This is a genomic window from Pasteurella skyensis (assembly GCF_013377295.1).
Classification (GTDB): domain Bacteria; phylum Pseudomonadota; class Gammaproteobacteria; order Enterobacterales; family Pasteurellaceae; genus Phocoenobacter; species Phocoenobacter skyensis.
The window spans coordinates 1,634,104-1,653,095 of the sequence record NZ_CP016180.1; the positions used below are offsets into that span (position 1 = coordinate 1,634,104).

The window sequence follows — 18,992 nt, forward strand, 5'->3', positions numbered from 1 at the left end:
TCTGTTATTTCAATTATTGCTATGTTCATAATCAGATAAATCGACCATAATATGAAAGTAATTGTGATTTCCATGAATGGTTTTGGCTATTCGCATTTTTAAGAAATCGGGAAACTCGTCCGATAACTCTTGAAAGTCATTAGGATTTTCCAAGGGCTCTACAAAATCAGTTTCTAAGAAATCGTCTTGGTAAGTTCTCCAACAATCATCTACATCACCATCACCTATGTAATAAATAAGATTATAGTAATTTGAAATATTAGGAGCGTAACTATTTACTTTATTACTATGAGGTTGGGTGGTGGATTTGTCTCCACCTTTCAGTCTAAACGCTTCAATCAGAGCAAATGTGTTATTTTTATGTTTAATAATTATATCTGCTTCACCCGCATCTCTATCATTAGCAGAAATACCTGTTCTTTCTTGATCAGTAACTTGCCAATTAAGATATTCAAGTCTCGCACTTAAAATAACTTTAACTAAATCATTATATTGATTTTCTACTTTGTATGAACCATCACTCTGCTTTTCTCTTATAGCATGAGTTTTTTCCATCATTAGTTTTATTGATGATAAGATTGAATATAAGACAAAGCTTCCCAAATCATTAAAATCATTGTTTGGTACGACATGTATAACATCTTTTGGTTTTAACTTATGTATTAATGAAACAGTATTTCTTAACTCATCCTTATTAGCTTTAGATAAACTTTTGTTTAATGCCTTCACTAGTGTCTTTGGCATATTTTCTGAGCGTTCATCATAATATTTTTCAGCATCGGTAATGTATGTATTGTATTCTATAAATCGTTTGTCAGAAGTTAGTCGATTAATAACCACTTCTAGTAAATACTCATTAAATCTATGAGGACTTTCTACCTTTCTAAAATAATCATAAAAATTATCTTTTTCATTATCAATTTGCCCATAAACTGTCGTAATATAGCTATTAATATAACTTGCATATTTATTTATAAATATATGTTCATTGGAGTTATCATTGAGTGTCTCTATATAGTTTTTCCAATCATCTACAGCCTGTTGTTTATCAGGTAATGATTTGTCAGGATTTAACGCAATACATCTAAACAGGTCAAATCTAGCTAAAATATCAAATACATCACTTTTATCTATTTTTTTAAGTAATTTTTCGGCTAATGTATAATCCCTTGTCTCATCAATATGAAATACTGCTTCATATACAAAAGACAATGAAGATATTTGTGCTATATCATTCCTAAACTTTCTTATCTCTTCAACATCCTTACTCTTTAAAGCAATCAATAGTTCAATACGTTTTGCAAGATATTTCACCCCTTTTTCATCATATTTTCTTTTTCTATGATGTTGTACAATCCTCTCTAAGAACTTTTTAGCGAGTAGATAATTTGAAGAAGAATTAACTGCATATATCATACTTTGTTTTAACTCATCAATTAAAAACACGTGGTTATCAATGTATTCTGTTGGGTCAATTGTATTTATTCTCTCAGAAATTGATTCCTTAATTGTAGTATTTTCTAGGGCATGTATTGCTTCTAACATTAATCCTAAGTCGTTTGAATCATCAAATAAATTTGTTAAGACTTGTTGCGATTTTTCAAAATCTAAACAATTAATAAAATCAAATAAACACTCACGAGTGGTTTTATAATATCTATTTTGTAAAAATTTATGTGGCACTTTAAACAGGTTTTTAAAACGGGCTATATCTTCATTGTGATATTCTTGAGTAACTTCCATAATAAGTTGCTCAAGTTTTATATAGAATTCATGATAATTTACATCACTGATTCTTATGGTTTCATTATGTTTTTTTGAATATGCTAGACAACACATCTTATACAGTAGTTCTACCTTATGAAGTTCATCAAATGAATGGGTTTTAGATTGGTCAAATTTTAAATTTTGAATAAGGGCACTGTAAATTTCGTCCAATTTATTATTTTTATAAATAATTGCAAAAATGGTATTCCAATTAACTAACTCTAAACCACAAGCTGTAGTGTAAATATCAGCTTTTACTACACATTCTCTTCCTGTTTCATAATCAAATACGGTAACTTCAGTATATGAAAACAACCACTTGAGATGCTCACAAACCAATGTTGAAATAATTTTTTCATTATTATCATACGATTTATCTAATTCAATCAATTTACTCAGTAATAAGATGGTTGCATAGTCAATACTGATTAAATTATTAGCTTTATCATGATTAGTAAAATTATCAGCAATATTTTTAATAATTTCATGAATTGATGTAGTTTCTTGCTCTTCATAGATTGACTGTGTAAAACGCTCAAATTCTGAAAATATTTGCTCAAAACGTAGGTGTTTATGAGCTTTGGCACATGATGCTGAATCTTTTAAGGATTCTTTTGCAAAATAAATCAGTGTATTAGCAAGTGGTGAAATATCATTACAAGTCACTTGAAAGGTATCTTGGTTAAAACAAATCTTAAAAAATGTCACACATAGTTCAGTTTTTAGTTCTTCTAAATGACTGTCTTTCTCGTGTATTCTATAGGGGTCTATTGCTTCATAATTGTATAAAGCCTCTTCAGAAACTTCAAATTTAGTTAATTCAGAAAAGATTAGAGGAATAAAATTATTATCTTCTAAAATAATTTGTGGAAATTTATCAATGTGACTGTCTTTTAAATTTTGATAAATTTTATAGGTTAGGTAGGGTTTGCTAGGATTAGTTAGATATTTTTTAAGCTCAAAATCTTCTAAACGCATACACTCACCTAACTTCAAAAAAGATTGGATGATATACCCATAAATTCTTCTACTATTTTTCATAAAGCCACAACTGGAATGATAGTACTTATTAAAGTAATCAATATCGTAAATGATGTTAATTGTATTTGAGGCATCAATAGTAAAGTTTTGATAATTCTTAGTATCAAAACTTGTATCATAGTTTTGTCTAGGATTATCAAGAATATATTTTAACCTTTCAATATTACTACTATTTAAATCTAATTCATTATCAATGAGCTGCTTTAATTTCCGAAAAAACTCGTCATTGTTAAATAAAATAACGAAATCAGGTAGATAAAAGTAGAATTTTAACTTATTTGTTATCTGTATAAAGTCTCTAACTTGCTCTAAAGTTGGATTGGTTTCATCACAAGTTTGGTAATAAAAATTTAATAAAATATCTTTTGCAATGAATTTTATTGACTTACTACAATCGGTTGTATCATATATAAAATTATCATCTTTAATTGTAAAAATATCCAATTCCTCAATATCTTTAATTGAACATTCTGTATTAGCAATAATAGTCTCAACATCTGTAATTGAAATTACCCCATTATGAGCAATTTTTGATTGATATGTAAGCAAAAATTTTATGGCTGTCCTTTGTTTAGCCGTTAAATTTTCAGATAATGTGCTATTTTGTTGTCGATATGAATTCAGAGAATAAGCTATTTGTGTTGGAATATATATTTGATTGAATATTATTCTTACCCAACCTAGATTTAATAAGTCTTTTTTAGTTAATTTCTCACCGCCATTATCAGTATTAAATTGCTCTAGATGATTGTCTAACAATTCAATAGAACGGTCAGAAAAAGTCATTTTTTCAAATATTTTAGTAAAAATATCAACTAGATTACATTTTAAAGATAACTTTTTAATAGTCGCATCTTGTGTTTCATAATTGGTATGTTTATCTTGGTAAAGTTGTAATGTTTTACCAAACTTTTCTAGATTTGATTGTAATGCGTACATCTTAATTGCCTTTTTAAACCTAATTCTTAAACTATTCTATTATTTTTCTATACGATTATTTCATTATTCCTTACTTAATGCCAATGTCTTCACCACTTCAAACATCACATCAAGGGCTTTATGTTGTGTAAAAGTATTTAAACACTCCTGACGAAAATCTTGCTCTGTGGCATTTTCACTGGCACAGATAAAGGCTTTAGGAAGAATTAAGGCGTCTTTTACGATATCTGCTATATCAAATACCAAAGCCCCTCGTCTTGTTTTGCCGTGCATTACCGCAAAACCGTGAGGAATACCAAGTACCCAAGCTGTGGTTGCCCCTAATCCATAGGCAAGATAATTACCGTGATTTAAAAATATATTGGCTTTATCTAAGCCATCGTGATCACGACTAAACCCATTATAATGAGTATTTTTACTGGCTAATTTATACAGCTCTTTTGTTAAACGAGCTTCAAGCTGTAAAAGGTTCATTATGCTGGTTTGTTGGAGAATTTTTTCTTTATAAGTGGATATAAGGTTTTTAATATGATCGTTATTACTGTCAAATCCATATAGACGTAAATCTTTATCTTTTGACCAAGTAGCATTAAGAAAATCAAGGCGAGCAATTTGCAAATTTTTGGCAACATCTAACCGCTTGTTATCATCAAACCACCAAGATAACCAGCCTTGAACATACTCCGTTGGGCGATATTCACTTTGAGGCGTTAGCCATTCAATTTCACTTGCCATCAATAACGGCGTTCCGCCGCCACCTGAGAAACCAACTAAAACACCTGCTTGAGCTAACATTCGCATTGCAGCTTGTGTAATCGAAGTCCCAGTTCCTAATAGTAAGCAAGTTGTATTGGCGATAGGAATATTGTAATACAGGTTTTCTTTATCGCTTTCTGTGAGATAAAGGACGCGTCCATCTTTTTGCATTACTCGGCAGTATTCCAAGTAATAAATATTGGCACGTTTTGAATGAAGAATAGCCTTAAGGGCAGAGGACTGAATAGGTTGCATAGTATACCTCTAACAGAAGAAACTTCTCTTAATGATATAACAATGGCTAAAAAAGAATATGATCTAGAACAAACTTTATTAATAAAAAATAGGGGATAAAATGGAGGTACGCCCCGGAGTCGAACCGAGCTACATGGATTTGCAATCCAGTGCATAACCGCTTTGCTAGCGTACCTAAGAAATGGAGCGGGAAACGAGACTCGAACTCGCGACCCCGACCTTGGCAAGGTCGTGCTCTACCAACTGAGCTATTCCCGCATAGGTAAAAATATATTATATGAACAGGCGGTATTCTACTGATTTTTAAATGACTGTCAAACTAAATTTGTTCTCGCTTAATCAAGTGTTTAAAAAAAAATCATTTTAAAATCATCGCTTTTTTATTGAGATTAATATCCTAATATACACAAGCGGGTAGATAGTCTCTATTTTTTGCAAAATTATGAAACGATCTACCCGCTATGTTCAATAAATTATTGCTATTGATCCATATAACCTAAACTTCTTAAGGCTCTCTCATCATCTGCCCAGCCAGCCTTTACTTTAACCCAAAGTTCTAAATAAACCTTAGCATCAAATAAGCGCTCCATATCATGACGAGCCTCTGTACCGATCGTTTTAATTCGGCTACCACCATTTCCGATCACCATTTTTTTCTGACCATCACGTTCAACTAAAATTAAGCCATTAATTTCATAAATACCTCGTTCGTTAACGTGAAATTTTTCAATTTCAACTGTAACAGAATAAGGTAATTCTTCGCCTAAAAAACGCATTAATTTTTCACGAATAATTTCTGATGCCATAAAACGTTGTGAGCGGTCAGTCACATATTCTTCAGGGAAATGATGGGTACCTTTACGCAAAGACTTTCTGACAATATTTTTTAAAATATCTACATTCTTTCCACGCTCTGCAGAAATAGGTAAAATATCTTTAAAATCAAACTTTTGAGAAAGCTCTGTAATATGAGGAAGTAAAATTTCCTTATCTTGGATATTATCCACTTTATTGATAGCTAATACGACAGGGGCTTTTATTGCTCTAAGTTTATTTAACACCATTTCATCATCGTCATTCCATTTTGTACCTTCAACGACAAAAATGACTAAATCTACATCACCAATCGCACTACTTGCTGCTTTATTCATTAAGCGATTAATTGCTCGTTTTTCTTCAATATGAAGCCCAGGAGTATCCACATATACTGCTTGATACTGCTCTTCAGTATGAATACCTAAAATACGGTGACGAGTAGTTTGTGCTTTACGAGAAGTAATGGAAATCTTTTGCCCTAAGATTTTATTTAAAAGGGTCGATTTTCCTACATTTGGACGACCGACAATAGCGATAAATCCACAATAATTTTCATCTTTTTGAGTTTCTGTCATTGAATTTCTTCTATAAATAATTATTTTTTTAAATTAAGCTTCACAATCACTTGCTCTGCTGCATTTTGCTCTGCTTTACGGCGACTGGTACCTACACCAATAATCTCTTGTTCAAAATCTTGCACTTTACACATTACTTTAAAAATCTGGTTATGTGCTTGTCCTTTAATATCGACAACTTCATAAGTCGGCAAAGGTAGCTTTCTGCCTTGTAGATATTCTTGTAAACGGGTTTTAGGATCTTTTTGAGCATCACCAGGGGATATATCCGCCAGTAAAGGACTATACCAATCCCATACTCGTTCAACAACTTTATCCATACTTTTATTTGCATCAAGAAAAATTGCCGCAATAATCGCTTCAACGCAATCTGATAAAATCGAATCTCGGCGAGAACCACCACTTTTTAGCTCTCCAGATCCTAATTTTAAATAATCTCCTAAATTAAACTCACGAGCGATCAGCGCAAGAGTTTGCTCTCTCACTAAGGTTGCTCGCATACGACTTAATTCTCCCTCTTGAGATTGAGGGAATTTATTGTATAAGGCATAGCCAATAGCAAAATTTAAGATAGAATCGCCTAAAAACTCTAGGCGTTCGTTATTTTTAGCCGCTGCACTTCTATGTGTCAAGGCTTGGTGTAGTAAATCAATTTGTTCAAACTGATAACCTAACCGTTTTTGTAATAATTCCAATTTCATTTTTATTGAATTTTAGTAAACATTCTATTAAACCGCAATCCTGTAGGAAATTCATTGGCTTTTTTATCCAAACTTAGCCAAATAAATACTGCTTTTCCTACAACGTTTTTCTCTGGTACAAAGCCCCAGAATCGGCTGTCTTCACTGTTATCTCGATTATCACCCATCACAAAATAATGACCTTGTGGCACTTTCCATTCTCCACTAGGCATACCTTCTTGTTGAAAATAAATCGGAGCATAATTAAATGCCTGTGGATTATTTAAAATCTGATGAGTCACATCACCGTGTTCTGTGCGCTCTAGCTGCATTTCTCCGTGATAGAAAAATTCAGGATTTGGCGTACCACCTTCATATTTAAATACATTACTCTTTCCATTATAGGTAACCGTTAATTGACGAGTAAACGCATCAAATTTTATGGTATCACCACCTACACCTACAACACGTTTAATATAATCCACATTAGGATGTTTAGGTGCTTTAAATACAATAACATCTCCTCTTTCAGGATGTCCTGTTTCAATTAAAGTATTTTGCCAAATTGGATCTTTAATGCCATAAGCAAATTTTTTCACCAATAAGAAATCCCCTACTCGCAACGTCGGTTCCATTGAACCAGACGGAATTTGAAAAGGTTCGAAAATAAAAGATCGAAAAACTGTAACTAAAACTAAAATACTAAAAAGCGACGCAAAAAACTCACCGATCATTGATTTAGGTAAAATAGCTTGTTTTTCTTCTTCAGTTAGCATTTTTCCTAATCGACTTTCTTCCTGTGCAATTTTTGCAGTACGGCGAGGAGATAATACGAATTTATAATAACACCAAAAACTACCACAAATAACCACTAATCCCACTAAAATAATTGCCATTGTATTAGGTAATTGTAATGCTTCTAATCCCAACCAAACACCATACAACACAGCAAGAAAAGCAATGAGAAAAATATTTTCCATTAAAAAAACTCCTTAAATTTTAAATGACGGTAATTTTGTAAAAATTTTACTTCATCATACCGCTATATAACCGAACTATTGTACGTTATTTTTGACATTAGAGAAACATTAGCGTTCATTTTATATTATACTATCCGCAATTCTTTTTATTGATGATACAAAAATGACTAAACAAACCACTTATTTCGCCACAACAGCACGTGGCTTTGAAGAGATGCTGAAAACTGAACTTACCCAACTTGGCACAGATGATTGTCCCATTCAATGTAAAATTGCACAGGGTGGGGTACATTTTACGACAAGTCAAAAAGGGATCTATAAAGTATTACTTTATACCCGTTTGGCATCTCGTATTTTATTACCTTTAACACAAGCCAAAATTTTTGATGAAATTGACCTTTATACCACTGTGGTGGCTTATGCTTGGGAAAATATTTTTGATGAGAGAGACAGTATTTTTATTGACTTTAATGGCACTAATGATGAAATCCGTCACTCTCAATTTGGTGCAATGCGGGTTAAAGATGGTATTGTGGATCACTTTGAACGCAAGGGATTAAACCGCCCAAGTGTCGATAAAGAACAGCCTGATATTCGTATTCACGCCTATTTAAATCGTGAAGATATTATTCTTTCCTTAGATTTAAGTGGCGATGCGTTGCATTTAAGAAATTATCGTAGTGATACAGGTAAAGCCCCATTGCGTGAAACCTTAGCTGCGGCGATCGTTATGCGTTCTGGTTGGCAAAAAGAGACCCCATTGGTGGATCCTATGTGTGGTGCAGGAACCTTGCTAATTGAAGCCGCTCAAATGATGTGTAATATTCCTGCTCAAATTAATCGCTTACATTGGGGATTTGATAGTTGGAAAGGACATCAACCTGCGGTGTGGCAAGCGGTCACTTCTGAAGCAAAATCTGCAATTTTATCCTCAGAAGATATTCAGTTTTATGGATTTGATCTTGATCGTCGAGTCATTGAAAAAGCAAAACAAAATGCCGAAAATGCAGGAGTAGGACATCTTATTCAATTTAGATTTGGTGATGTTGCAGCACTTAAAAACCCTGTTGCAGATCAAAAAGGCACCGTTATTTGTAACCCGCCTTATGGGGAACGTTTAGGCACAACCCCTGAATTAATCGCCCTTTATACGGTTTTTGGTCAGCGTTTAAAACAACAATTTGCAGGTTGGAATGTCTCTGTTTTTAGTAGTGAAGCAGATTTATTAAACTGTTTACGTTTACGCTCACACCGTCAATTTAAAGCAAAAAATGGTCCATTAGACTGTATCCAAAAAAATTATTTATTAAGTGATCGTAAACGTGAAGAAAGTGAAATTGAGCAACTAAAATTTGATGCCGATGCCCAACTTGCCCCTGATTTTGCGAACCGCTTAAAGAAAAATATTAAAAAAATAGACAAATGGGCAAAACAACAAGGTTTAGATTGTTATCGTTTGTATGATGCTGATTTACCTGAATATAACCTTGCAGTAGATCGTTATGGTGATCATATCGTAGTACAAGAATATGCCGCACCCAAAACCATTGATGAACAAAAAGCCCGTCAGCGTTTATTAGATGCCGTCGCTGCGACTCTTTCAGTCACAGGAATTGAAACCAATAAATTGGTTTTAAAAGTCCGCCAAAAACAAAAAGGCACCAATCAATATGAAAAATTAGCTAATAAAGGCGAATATTTTTATGTTACGGAATATGGTGCAAAATTATGGGTAAATTTAACGGATTACCTTGATACAGGTTTATTCTTAGACCACCGTTTAACACGAAAAATGGTCGGTGAAATGGCAAAAGGGAAAACCTTTTTAAATTTATTTGCTTACACAGGTTCTGCCACCATTCACGCTGCCCTACAGGGAGCCAAAGCAACAACCACTGTTGATATGTCAAATACCTATCTAAACTGGGCTGAACAGAATTTAGATTTAAATGATTGTGATCTACGTAATCATCGTTTAATTCAAGCGGATTGTTTGCAATGGTTAAGTGAATGTCGTGAACGTTTTGAAGTGATCTTTGTTGATCCGCCAACCTTCTCAAATTCTAAACGAATGGAAGACAGTTGGGATGTTCAGCGTGATCATTTAGACTTGTTTAAACAACTGCAACGTATTTTAATGAAAGATGGAACAATTATATTCTCAAATAATAAACGTAATTTTAAAATGGATATCGATGGTTTAACTGAACTCGGTTTAGTGGCTGAAAATATTACCGAAAAAACCATTCCATTAGATTTTGAACGTAATAAACATATTCATAATTGTTGGATTGTGAAGAATACTGAAAGCTAAGCGGTCACTTACTTCACTATTTTTGCAAATAAAAAGGCAGATTTTATTATCTGCCTTTTTACTCAGCGTTTAATACTATGAAACCAACTGCACTAATACCCTACGCACAGGTTCTGCGGCTCCCCATAATAATTGGTCACCGACAGTGAAAGCAGAAAGATATTCACCACCCATATTAAGTTTACGTAAACGACCAACAGGAACACTCAATGTACCTGTCACTTTCGCAGGAGTAAGTTCTTTCAGCGTTGCTTCTTTCTCATTTGGAATCACTTTTACCCATTCATTATGACTTGCTAAAATTTGTTCAATTTCTGCTAAAGGTAAATCTTTTTTCATTTTTATTGTGAAAGCTTGACTATGACAACGCAATGCACCAATTCGTACACATAACCCATCAATAGCGATTGGATCATCACTTAATCCTAGAATTTTATTGGTTTCAACATAACCTTTCCACTCTTCTTTAGTTTGACCATTATCTAATAATGCATCAATCCACGGAATTAAACTACCACCTAAAGGAGCGCCAAAGTTCTCTGTTGGAAAGCTATCTTGTTGCATTCTAGCGGTTACTTTACGTTCAATATCTAAAATAGCACTGGCTGGATTATCTAATTCATCTGAAACCACATTTTTTAACTCACCCATCTGAGTTAATAATTCACGCATATTTTTAGCCCCTGCACCACTCGCCGCTTGGTACGTTGCAACAGAGACCCATTCCACTAAATCTTTTTCAAATAAGCCACCTAATGCCATTAACATTAAACTGACAGTACAATTTCCACCTACAAAGGTTTTCACACCCTTTTTAAGTCCCTCATCAATCACCTTTTGGTTCACAGGATCAAGTACAATAATCGAGTCATCTTTCATTCGCAATGTTGAAGCTGCATCGATCCAAGAACCATTCCAACCCGTTGCACGTAATTTAGGATAAACTTCTGAAGTATAGTCTCCGCCTTGACAAGTTAAGATAATGTCTAATTTTTTTAATTCTTCAATATCAAAGGCATTTTTTAATAATCCTGCATCTTTACTACCGAATACAGGTGCTTGCTGTCCTGCTTGTGAAGTCGTAAAAAAGACGGGATTGAGATGCGCAAAATCCCCCTCTTGCTCCATTCGATCCATCAATACTGAACCAACCATTCCTCGCCAACCGACGAAACCCACATTTTGCATTTACTTCACTCCTTATTATTTTGTGTTTGCAACCTTTGATTGTATAAGATTTTTGTTAAAAAACAAGAGTATATTTTCTCCACTAATTCAATAACTCTAATGCCACATCTAACGCTTTAAAAAACTGCTCCATATCTTGTTGTGAATTGTAGTGTGCAAGGGATATGCGTACCGTTCCACTTTGCTTTAAGTAACTTAAGTACGGTTTTGCACAGTGTTCACCACAACGAACGGCAATTTTACTTTCAGTAAAAATACTACCAATATCTGCGTGATGCTCACCTTTTACATTAAAACTGATAATTGACGTCACCTTTTTACCCCCTAAAATTTGCAAATTTTTATAAGAATCTAACCGCTTACGAAACTGCTTTGCAAGAGAATAAAGGTGATCATTTAATTCATCAAAATCCCACTGCTCTAACCATTGTAAAACTTCACCAAAACCAATAATACCTGCAATATTCGGCGTGCCTGCTTCCAAACAATAAGGCATTTCTGATAGAGTTAATTGTTCCTTATCAATATGTTGCAACATTTTCCCACCAAACATCAATGGTCGAAGTTCCATTAGACTTTGCAATTTTCCAGTTAAAACACCCACCCCTGTTGAACCATACATTTTATGGGCTGAAAAAGCGTAAAAATCTGCATCCAACGCTTGCACATCGACCTTTTCACTAGAAACTGCCTGAGCAATATCTAACAAAATTTTTGCATTGGAAAACTCACGAATAATGGGAATTAACTTTTCAGCGTTTTGGCGTACACCTGTCACATTAGAAACTAAATTAAATGCGACTATTTTAGTGCGAGAGGATAAAACTTGTTTTAACTCTTTTTCTTTAATTTGATAATGTTTATCTACCGATAATACAATCAACTTTGCCCCTTTACGCAAAGCGAGTTGTTGCCAAGATGCAAAATTAGAATGATGTTCTGCCACAGAAACAATAATTTCATCCCCCTGTTCAATGCTATCAGCTAAACCATTAGCCACTAAATTTATTGAATGGGTTGTACCACTTGTCCAAACCACTGCATTGCGATCCTCTACATTAAACCGCTTTACAACCAAATCTCGAGCCAACTCATAAGCATTACTTTGAGCTAAATCATATTGACTACGATGTACAGAACCTGCTGAACAATAAAAATCTTGCGTTGCATTCACTAAGACATCCGGTTTTAAGGTTGTTGCGGCAGAATCTAAATAGATCCACGCTTTCTGCTGTTCAAAGAAAGGAAACTGAGAACGGAATAAAATATTAATCATTAAATGTACCAAATAATTTTAATTACATTGTTATTATACTCACTTAAATCAAAACTAGTATTGTACAGTTGTTGAGCTTATTAAAGCACGGTTACTGAGCTTGTCGAAGTATAAGTGCTTCCTACATCTTATTTTCCCTTCGACAGGCTCAGGGAGCAAAAGATAATACTTAACAGCCTTATTCTAGATTTAATTGAGTATAGCTACACAAATCAAGTATAAAATTGTAAATTTTTGAGTAAATGTACCCGCTATAAAAAAGCCCTTCCCTTTTAAGTAAAGGAAGGGATATACAATCATATTACAAGATAACTAACTGTCTGCTTTAGGTTTTCTACGCTTACCAATATTTTTGGTATCTTTAGCTCGAATTTTTACTTTCACTTTTTTCGCTTCTTTTTTAGTCTCTTTCTTTTTCTTTATTCTTGCTTTTTCTTTTTTAGATTTTGAGGCTGTTTCACCGTCTTTTGGAGCTTTGGTACGAGGCTCTAACCCTTCAATAATACGTGCTTTCAAGACTTCATCAGTATAACGTTTAATTTTACCTAATAACTTATAATCGTGAGCTTCAACCAATGAAATTGCAGTCCCTTTTTTACCTGCTCGGGCAGTACGCCCAATACGGTGTAAATAAGCATCGGCGTTATAAGGTAAATCAAAGTTAATTACAAAATCAACATCATCAATATCAATACCTCGAGCTGCCACATCCGTTGCAACTAACACATTAACTATGCCAGTTTTCAAACGCTCAATTGCTTGAGTTCGTAAGGTTTGTGCCATTTCACCTTCAAGGTAAGTTGAGCGTAAACCTCGTTTACGTAAAATATCACTTAATTCACGGGTCATTTCACGACGACGTACAAATACAATCGCTTTTTCTACTTTATTTTCACTAATAAAACGAGCCAACTGTTTTATTTTATGTTCTAAATTATCACTATGATAATACCATTGGGTAATTTTTTTACGTTCACGACGGCTCGGATCAGCATCAATCTGTTCTGGTTCAGTCAAAATACGATCGGCAAAATCCGTTAGCAAATCACCTTCAAGAGTGGCTGAAAACAACCACGTATGTTTACGCCAGCGAGTTTCAGCTGCAATAGTTTCTGCATCTTGCCCATAGCCCATTTGTAACATTCTATCGGCTTCGTCAAAAATTAAAATTTCAACTGCACGACAATCAAAATTTTCTTCTTTAATATATTGTAATAATCGACCAGGTGTTGCTACCACAATATCTTGATTATGGTTAAACACTTCACCGTGATTTTGATACGCCACACCACCAGTAATAGTGGCAATATCTAAGTGAGTAAATTCTGCTAACTCTTTCGCCTGCCCTGCTACTTGCATAGCTAATTCACGAGTTGGCGTTAAAATTAAAATACGAGGAGGCCCTGAATGTCTACGAGGATAATCTAATAAATGCTGAATAGCTGGCAATAAAAATGCCGCTGTTTTTCCTGTTCCTGTTGGAGCGGATCCTAATAAATCACGCCCATCCATTGCCACTGGAATAGTATTTTGTTGAATGGCTGTGGGGGTTTTATACCCCTTTCCTTTTATCGCCTTTAATAATTCTGGCGCTAAATCGAGTTCTTCAAAAGTAAGTAGTGCTTGGCTTGTCATAATGTCTCATTGTTAAATAAAAATAGCTTCACAGTAATGATACCATAAAACCCATTTTAAACTTGACAAATATTATTATCAAAAGAGATACTATTTTTCAAATAACACAAACTCTCTAAAGAGACTTCAAAAAAGATCTAAAAATTTAAGCGGTCACTTGTATATCATTTTTTGCAAATTTTTATTTATGATAGGAAAAGTTAAGAATGTTTTTAAAAAGACTACTTTATATTATTTTATTTAATTTTATTATTTTTAACCACTGTACTTATGCAGTGGCACCGCCACCTTTAAAAGAAACTCAAGAAAATGCATTATTGGGTGATGTTGATGCTCAATATAATTTAGCTCTTATGTACTACAAAGGTGTAGGTGGCGTTGCTCAATCTAATATTTTAGCCTTTAAATGGTTTAAGAGAGCTGCAGAACAAGGTGATAAACACGCTCAATATACTGTTGGGCAAATGTATTATTTCGGTCAAGGCATTTCTAAATCCTATCTAGAAGCAGCAAAATGGCTTTATAAATCAGCCGAGCAAGGGCTTGATAATGCACAATCAAATATAGGTTATATGTATGAAACAGGGCAAGGCGTACCACAGTCTTACACAGAAGCATTTAAGTGGTATAAAAAATTAGCCGAAAAAGGGAATGCGCAAAAACAATATCTTATTGCTCAAATGTATTATGTAGGAAAAGGTGTTAAAAAATCCCTAACAGAAAGCATTAAATGGTTCAAAAAATCTGCCGAACAAGAATTCAAACCCGCCCAAGAAAAATTAGTCAATATTTATCATAATGGTATAGGTGTCCCTAAATCTGATACAGAGGCGGTAAAATATCTGACAAAACTTGCAGAATCAGGGGACAGAAAGTCACAACAAATACTTGTATCAACCTATTTAACAGGAGATGGTATTGCACAATCTTATACACAAGCTGCAAAGTGGTTAACCGCTTTAGCTAATGCAGGAGATGCTCAATCTCAATACAATTTATCTAGTTTATACAGTAAAGGGCTCGGAGTACCTCAGTCTGATGTTGACGCAGTAAAATGGTTAAAAAAAGCGGCAGAGCAAGATGATGCAAGATCACAATATACATTAGGAAGAATATATGCCTCTGGAAAAATAGTAACAAAATCTTATCCTGATGCAATCAAATGGTTAATAAAAGCGACTGATAAGGGATTTCAACCGGCAATAAAATATTTAACCACGCTTCTAAATAGTAATCCAAGTTATTTTGCTTCTGAACCACAAATTATTGAATGGTTAAAATCATCAGCAGAAGAAGAAAGTGAAGAGAATGCAAACACACAGCTCTATCTAGCAGCCATCTATTATAATGGTGATGGTGTGAAAAAATCTTATACAGAAGCCGCAAAATGGTTTAAAAAAGCAGCAAAATTTAATGAACCAAATGCCTCATTTATGCTTGCTCAAATGTATTACAATGGAACGGGTGTGCCACAATCTTATTCAGAGGCGATGAAACTCTTAGAAAAAGCAGCGGAACTCGGTAATTTACAAGCTCAGCTTGGTTTAGCAAAAATGTATTATTTAGGAAATGGGGTTGAGCAATCTTACTCAAAAGCCTTTAAATATACCGAAATCGCCGCCGAGCGTGGTGATATTGGTGCACAAAGTATCTTAGGTAATATGTATCAACTTGGGTTGGGTGTTAAAAAATCTAATGCTAATGCCTTTAAGTGGTATAACAAAGCGGTACAAAAAGGCTTTTCTGATCCTGAAATATTATTTGAATTAGCCTCAATGTATTACAGGGGAATCGCCACTACAATAGATTACAGCAAAGCCTTTAAACTTACTCAGCAATCAGCAAACAAAGGATATGCCCAAGCACAGAGCTTACTCGGTGTAATGTATTATTATGGAAATGGCGTGGAACAATCTTACAAAAATGCAATGCAATGGCTTAAAAAAGCAGTGCGAAATGGAGGTAACGATACTTCTCAACTACTATTAGGGGTAATGTATTATCAAGGGCAAGGCGTTGAAAATAATCTACTTTTTGCTTATACCTATTTTAAATATGCTGAGTATAGCCGTAATACATTTGTCGCAGAGAAGGGACATTCATTTTTAGAAAAATTGGAAAAAGAGATGACAAAAGAACAGCTTATTGAAGCTAAAAAGATAAATATCTTTGATCTATTGGATTAAAAATTTAAGCGGTCACTTGTATATCATTTTTGCAAATTTTTAATAACAAGTGACCGCTTATATTTCGTTTAAATAGTGGGTGTTTTTGCATTATTTATGATAAATTTAGGAAATGACTAAAAAGATATCACAGGAAATTATTATGAGAAAAAATTATATTGATTGGGACAGTTACTTTATGGGCATTGCACTTTTATCTGCAATGAGAAGTAAAGACCCGAATACGCAAGTGGGTGCTTGTATTGTAAATCAAGACCATCGCATAATAGGTGTGGGGTATAATGGTTTCCCTGCTGGCTGTAAAGATGAAGATTTTCCTTGGGAAAGAGAGGGGGATTTACTTGACACTAAATACCCTTATGTCTGCCACGCAGAATTGAATGCCATACTGAACAGCATTAAATCCTTAAAAGATTGTACGATTTATGTTGGGCTTTTTCCTTGTAATGAATGTAGTAAAGCGATTATTCAAAGTGGTATTAAAGAAGTGGTCTATTTATCGAATAAATATGCCCATACGGATCTTCAAAAAGCATCCCAGAAAATGCTTGATAGTGCAGGGGTAAAATATCGCCAACTACAAGTGGAAAAAGAGAAGATAGAACTGTATTTTGATAAATGATAGCGATATGATTTTAAATAAAATTTACAAAATTAAAAATAATATATTGAAAATATTAAGTTTATTTGTTGTGGCTTTAGTTTTATCTTCTTGTACAAACTCATCTTTAGAAAGAAAAATAATAGATGTATATTTTACGGACTCAAAAGGAAAACCTGTCGAAAAGATGAGTTCCGATAGAATAAAAAACGAATATATTTACTTTGTGGTTAAAACTCAAAACTTGATAGGAGAAATGGTTACTGTAGATTTAGAAGGTAGCAATGGCGTTATATATAACAATCGCTACATCGCAGATGGCGATAATATCAGTGTAACAATCAATAATAATGAAGAAAGAATAAAATTATTTATATATGATGATAACAATAGTAACCATAATAAAATGAAACAACAATATTATAACAATACTTCTTTTAACCAAAACTAATTACTATGGATACAGGTAAAAGTGATTAGATTTTAGAGGGATAAAATGAAACAGTTAAAATTATTATTATGCCTATTACTCACCTCTTGTGCAGTAAAAGAAACACCCCATTCACCAATAAAAGACAACCATTCTCCACCTATATATTCAGGTTGTGAGCAGTATGGAAAAGAACAACTAAAACGGTGCTTTCAGACTAAAATATCTCAACATATTTATAAATATAGTGATACCTTAAAAAGTTATGCACGTGATGAGAAAGAGCCTATAAAAATAACTGTATTTTTTAATATTGAGAAAACTGGGGATGTAAAAGTAACGTCTGTCAAACCTGAAATAATGAAACAGGATATCGTTGATATTTTAAAACGGTTACCTCCGATTAAACCTGCAATGCACAATAATAAACCTGTGACAACCCCATTTAGATTACCGATAAAAATTATATTAGCAGATTAATTTTTTAATATTGTCGATATTTAGGTAAGCGGTTACTTGTGGATTATTTTTTGCAAATTTTGGCATAGTAGACAAAATAGTTGGTAAAAAATGGGTTAAAGCTTTATATTACTGTGCTTTAGCCCACTTTTTTGAAAATGAATAAAAAACTTGTCCTTTTTGTCATAAAACGAATATTCACAAATATGGTACCCAAAATAATGTTCAACGTTATAAATGCTCTATTTGTAATAAAACTTTTACCTTCAAAAAATCCTTAAATTCAAGCCAAATTTGGCTAGATTACACAGAAGGTAAACAAACCTATAAGCAACTAGCAATTAAATATAATTGCTCTGTTAGAACTATTCAAAGATATGTTTTAAAAGCCCCTAAAACGCCATTAAATATCCCACAAAATAATAAATTGAACTTAATGATGGATACCACTTTCTTTGGTCGAAATTTTGGTGTTCTCGTTTTTATGGACACTTTATCAAAGAAGGTAATTTATCATCAAATTGTGACAACAGAAAAAAATCTTTATTATCTATTAGCAATGAATAAATTAAGAGAAAAAGGCTATATTATTCAATCTATTACTTGTGATGGAAGACGAGGATTATTAAGAGATTTTTTAAATACGCCTGCACAACTTTGCCAATTTCATCAAATAGCAAATGTAATAAGGAAATTAACAAGGAACCCTAAATCTGAAGCGGGAAAAGAGCTAAAAATATTAGTTAAAACATTAAAAAATAGCTCTAAAAACGAGTTCTATATTAATTTACATTATTGGTATTTAAAACATAAAGAATATTTAAATGAACGCTCCGATAAAATAAATGAAAAGGGTAAATATCCTTTTAAACATCGTAATATAAGAAGTGCTTACAGGAGCTTAAAATATAATATGGATTATTTATTTACTTTTGAAAAATATCCTGAATTAAATATAGAAAAAACAACAAATAGGCTTGAAAGTTTATTTGGAGAACTTAAACGAAAACTATCTAATCATAATGGTTTAACCAAATACCATAAGATTATGTTTATAAAAGATTTTCTAAATAAAAGGAGTTGGTAATTATTTA

General features: G+C 33.3%; 13 protein-coding genes, 2 tRNA genes and 1 pseudogene. 6 read left to right on the forward strand and 10 right to left on the reverse strand.

The window, feature by feature from the left end; translation table 11 throughout:
* Positions 1-9: 9 nt before the first annotated feature.
* From A6B44_RS07780 to lepB, 7 genes are all read right to left on the reverse strand, one after another.
* Positions 10-3,747 carry a hypothetical protein gene (locus A6B44_RS07780; RefSeq protein ID WP_090921206.1) on the reverse strand — a complete coding sequence of 1,246 codons (3,738 nt, stop codon included), beginning with the start codon at positions 3,745-3,747 and terminating at the stop codon, positions 10-12.
* 63 nt (positions 3,748-3,810) lie between these two features.
* On the reverse strand, positions 3,811-4,758 hold the full coding sequence (cas1f, locus tag A6B44_RS07785; RefSeq protein WP_090921204.1) for a type I-F CRISPR-associated endonuclease Cas1f: 948 nt from the start codon (positions 4,756-4,758) through the stop codon (positions 3,811-3,813).
* 101 nt (positions 4,759-4,859) lie between these two features.
* Positions 4,860-4,933 (reverse strand) — tRNA-Cys (locus A6B44_RS07790).
* Between the two features lie 7 nt (positions 4,934-4,940).
* Positions 4,941-5,016: transfer RNA gene (locus A6B44_RS07795), tRNA-Gly, on the reverse strand.
* Positions 5,017-5,237: 221 nt separating this feature from the next.
* The gene (gene era / locus A6B44_RS07800; RefSeq protein WP_090921202.1) at positions 5,238-6,149 is read right to left on the reverse strand and encodes a GTPase Era; all 912 of its coding nucleotides are present in this window, start codon (positions 6,147-6,149) and stop codon (positions 5,238-5,240) included.
* Positions 6,150-6,169: 20 nt separating this feature from the next.
* On the reverse strand, positions 6,170-6,850 hold the full coding sequence (gene rnc, locus A6B44_RS07805) for a ribonuclease III (protein ID WP_090921200.1): 681 nt from the start codon (positions 6,848-6,850) through the stop codon (positions 6,170-6,172).
* 2 nt (positions 6,851-6,852) lie between these two features.
* Positions 6,853-7,809, reverse strand: coding sequence for a signal peptidase I (lepB, locus tag A6B44_RS07810; RefSeq protein ID WP_090921198.1), 957 nt, complete (start codon positions 7,807-7,809; stop codon positions 6,853-6,855).
* Positions 7,810-7,972: 163 nt separating this feature from the next.
* On the opposite strand from lepB, the gene rlmKL reads away from it, so the two are divergent.
* Positions 7,973-10,123, forward strand: coding sequence for a bifunctional 23S rRNA (guanine(2069)-N(7))-methyltransferase RlmK/23S rRNA (guanine(2445)-N(2))-methyltransferase RlmL (gene rlmKL / locus A6B44_RS07815; protein WP_090921196.1), 2,151 nt, complete (start codon positions 7,973-7,975; stop codon positions 10,121-10,123).
* Between the two features lie 75 nt (positions 10,124-10,198).
* Here rlmKL and asd read toward each other — a convergent pair whose 3' ends face one another.
* The 3 genes from asd to srmB form a co-directional block, all read right to left on the reverse strand.
* Positions 10,199-11,311, reverse strand: coding sequence for an aspartate-semialdehyde dehydrogenase (asd, locus tag A6B44_RS07820; protein WP_090921193.1), 1,113 nt, complete (start codon positions 11,309-11,311; stop codon positions 10,199-10,201).
* 82 nt (positions 11,312-11,393) lie between these two features.
* Entirely contained in the window at positions 11,394-12,587 is a 1,194-nt protein-coding gene (locus A6B44_RS07825; RefSeq protein ID WP_090921191.1) for an aminotransferase class V-fold PLP-dependent enzyme, read from the reverse strand.
* A 312-nt stretch (positions 12,588-12,899) separates the two neighbouring features.
* Positions 12,900-14,222: an ATP-dependent RNA helicase SrmB gene (gene srmB / locus A6B44_RS07830; RefSeq protein ID WP_090921189.1), complete on the reverse strand. Its 1,323-nt coding sequence runs from the start codon at positions 14,220-14,222 to the stop codon at positions 12,900-12,902.
* A 206-nt stretch (positions 14,223-14,428) separates the two neighbouring features.
* Here srmB and A6B44_RS07835 point away from each other — a divergent pair, with 206 nt between their 5' ends.
* The 5 genes and pseudogenes from A6B44_RS07835 to A6B44_RS07855 form a co-directional block, all read left to right on the forward strand.
* Positions 14,429-16,408, forward strand: a complete 1,980-nt coding sequence (locus tag A6B44_RS07835; protein ID WP_090921187.1) for a tetratricopeptide repeat protein — start codon at positions 14,429-14,431, stop codon at positions 16,406-16,408.
* A gap of 142 nt (positions 16,409-16,550) precedes the next feature.
* Positions 16,551-17,030: a deoxycytidylate deaminase gene (locus A6B44_RS07840; protein WP_090921278.1), complete on the forward strand. Its 480-nt coding sequence runs from the start codon at positions 16,551-16,553 to the stop codon at positions 17,028-17,030.
* Positions 17,031-17,037: 7 nt separating this feature from the next.
* A complete protein-coding gene (locus tag A6B44_RS07845; RefSeq protein ID WP_090921185.1) occupies positions 17,038-17,460 on the forward strand; it encodes a hypothetical protein in 423 nt (140 codons plus the stop codon).
* A gap of 45 nt (positions 17,461-17,505) precedes the next feature.
* Positions 17,506-17,919 carry a hypothetical protein gene (locus A6B44_RS07850; RefSeq protein WP_090921183.1) on the forward strand — a complete coding sequence of 138 codons (414 nt, stop codon included), beginning with the start codon at positions 17,506-17,508 and terminating at the stop codon, positions 17,917-17,919.
* 160 nt (positions 17,920-18,079) lie between these two features.
* Positions 18,080-18,985, forward strand: a pseudogene (locus tag A6B44_RS07855) (IS256 family transposase, variant Zn-binding type); the annotation flags it as partial.
* Positions 18,986-18,992 lie beyond the last annotated feature (7 nt).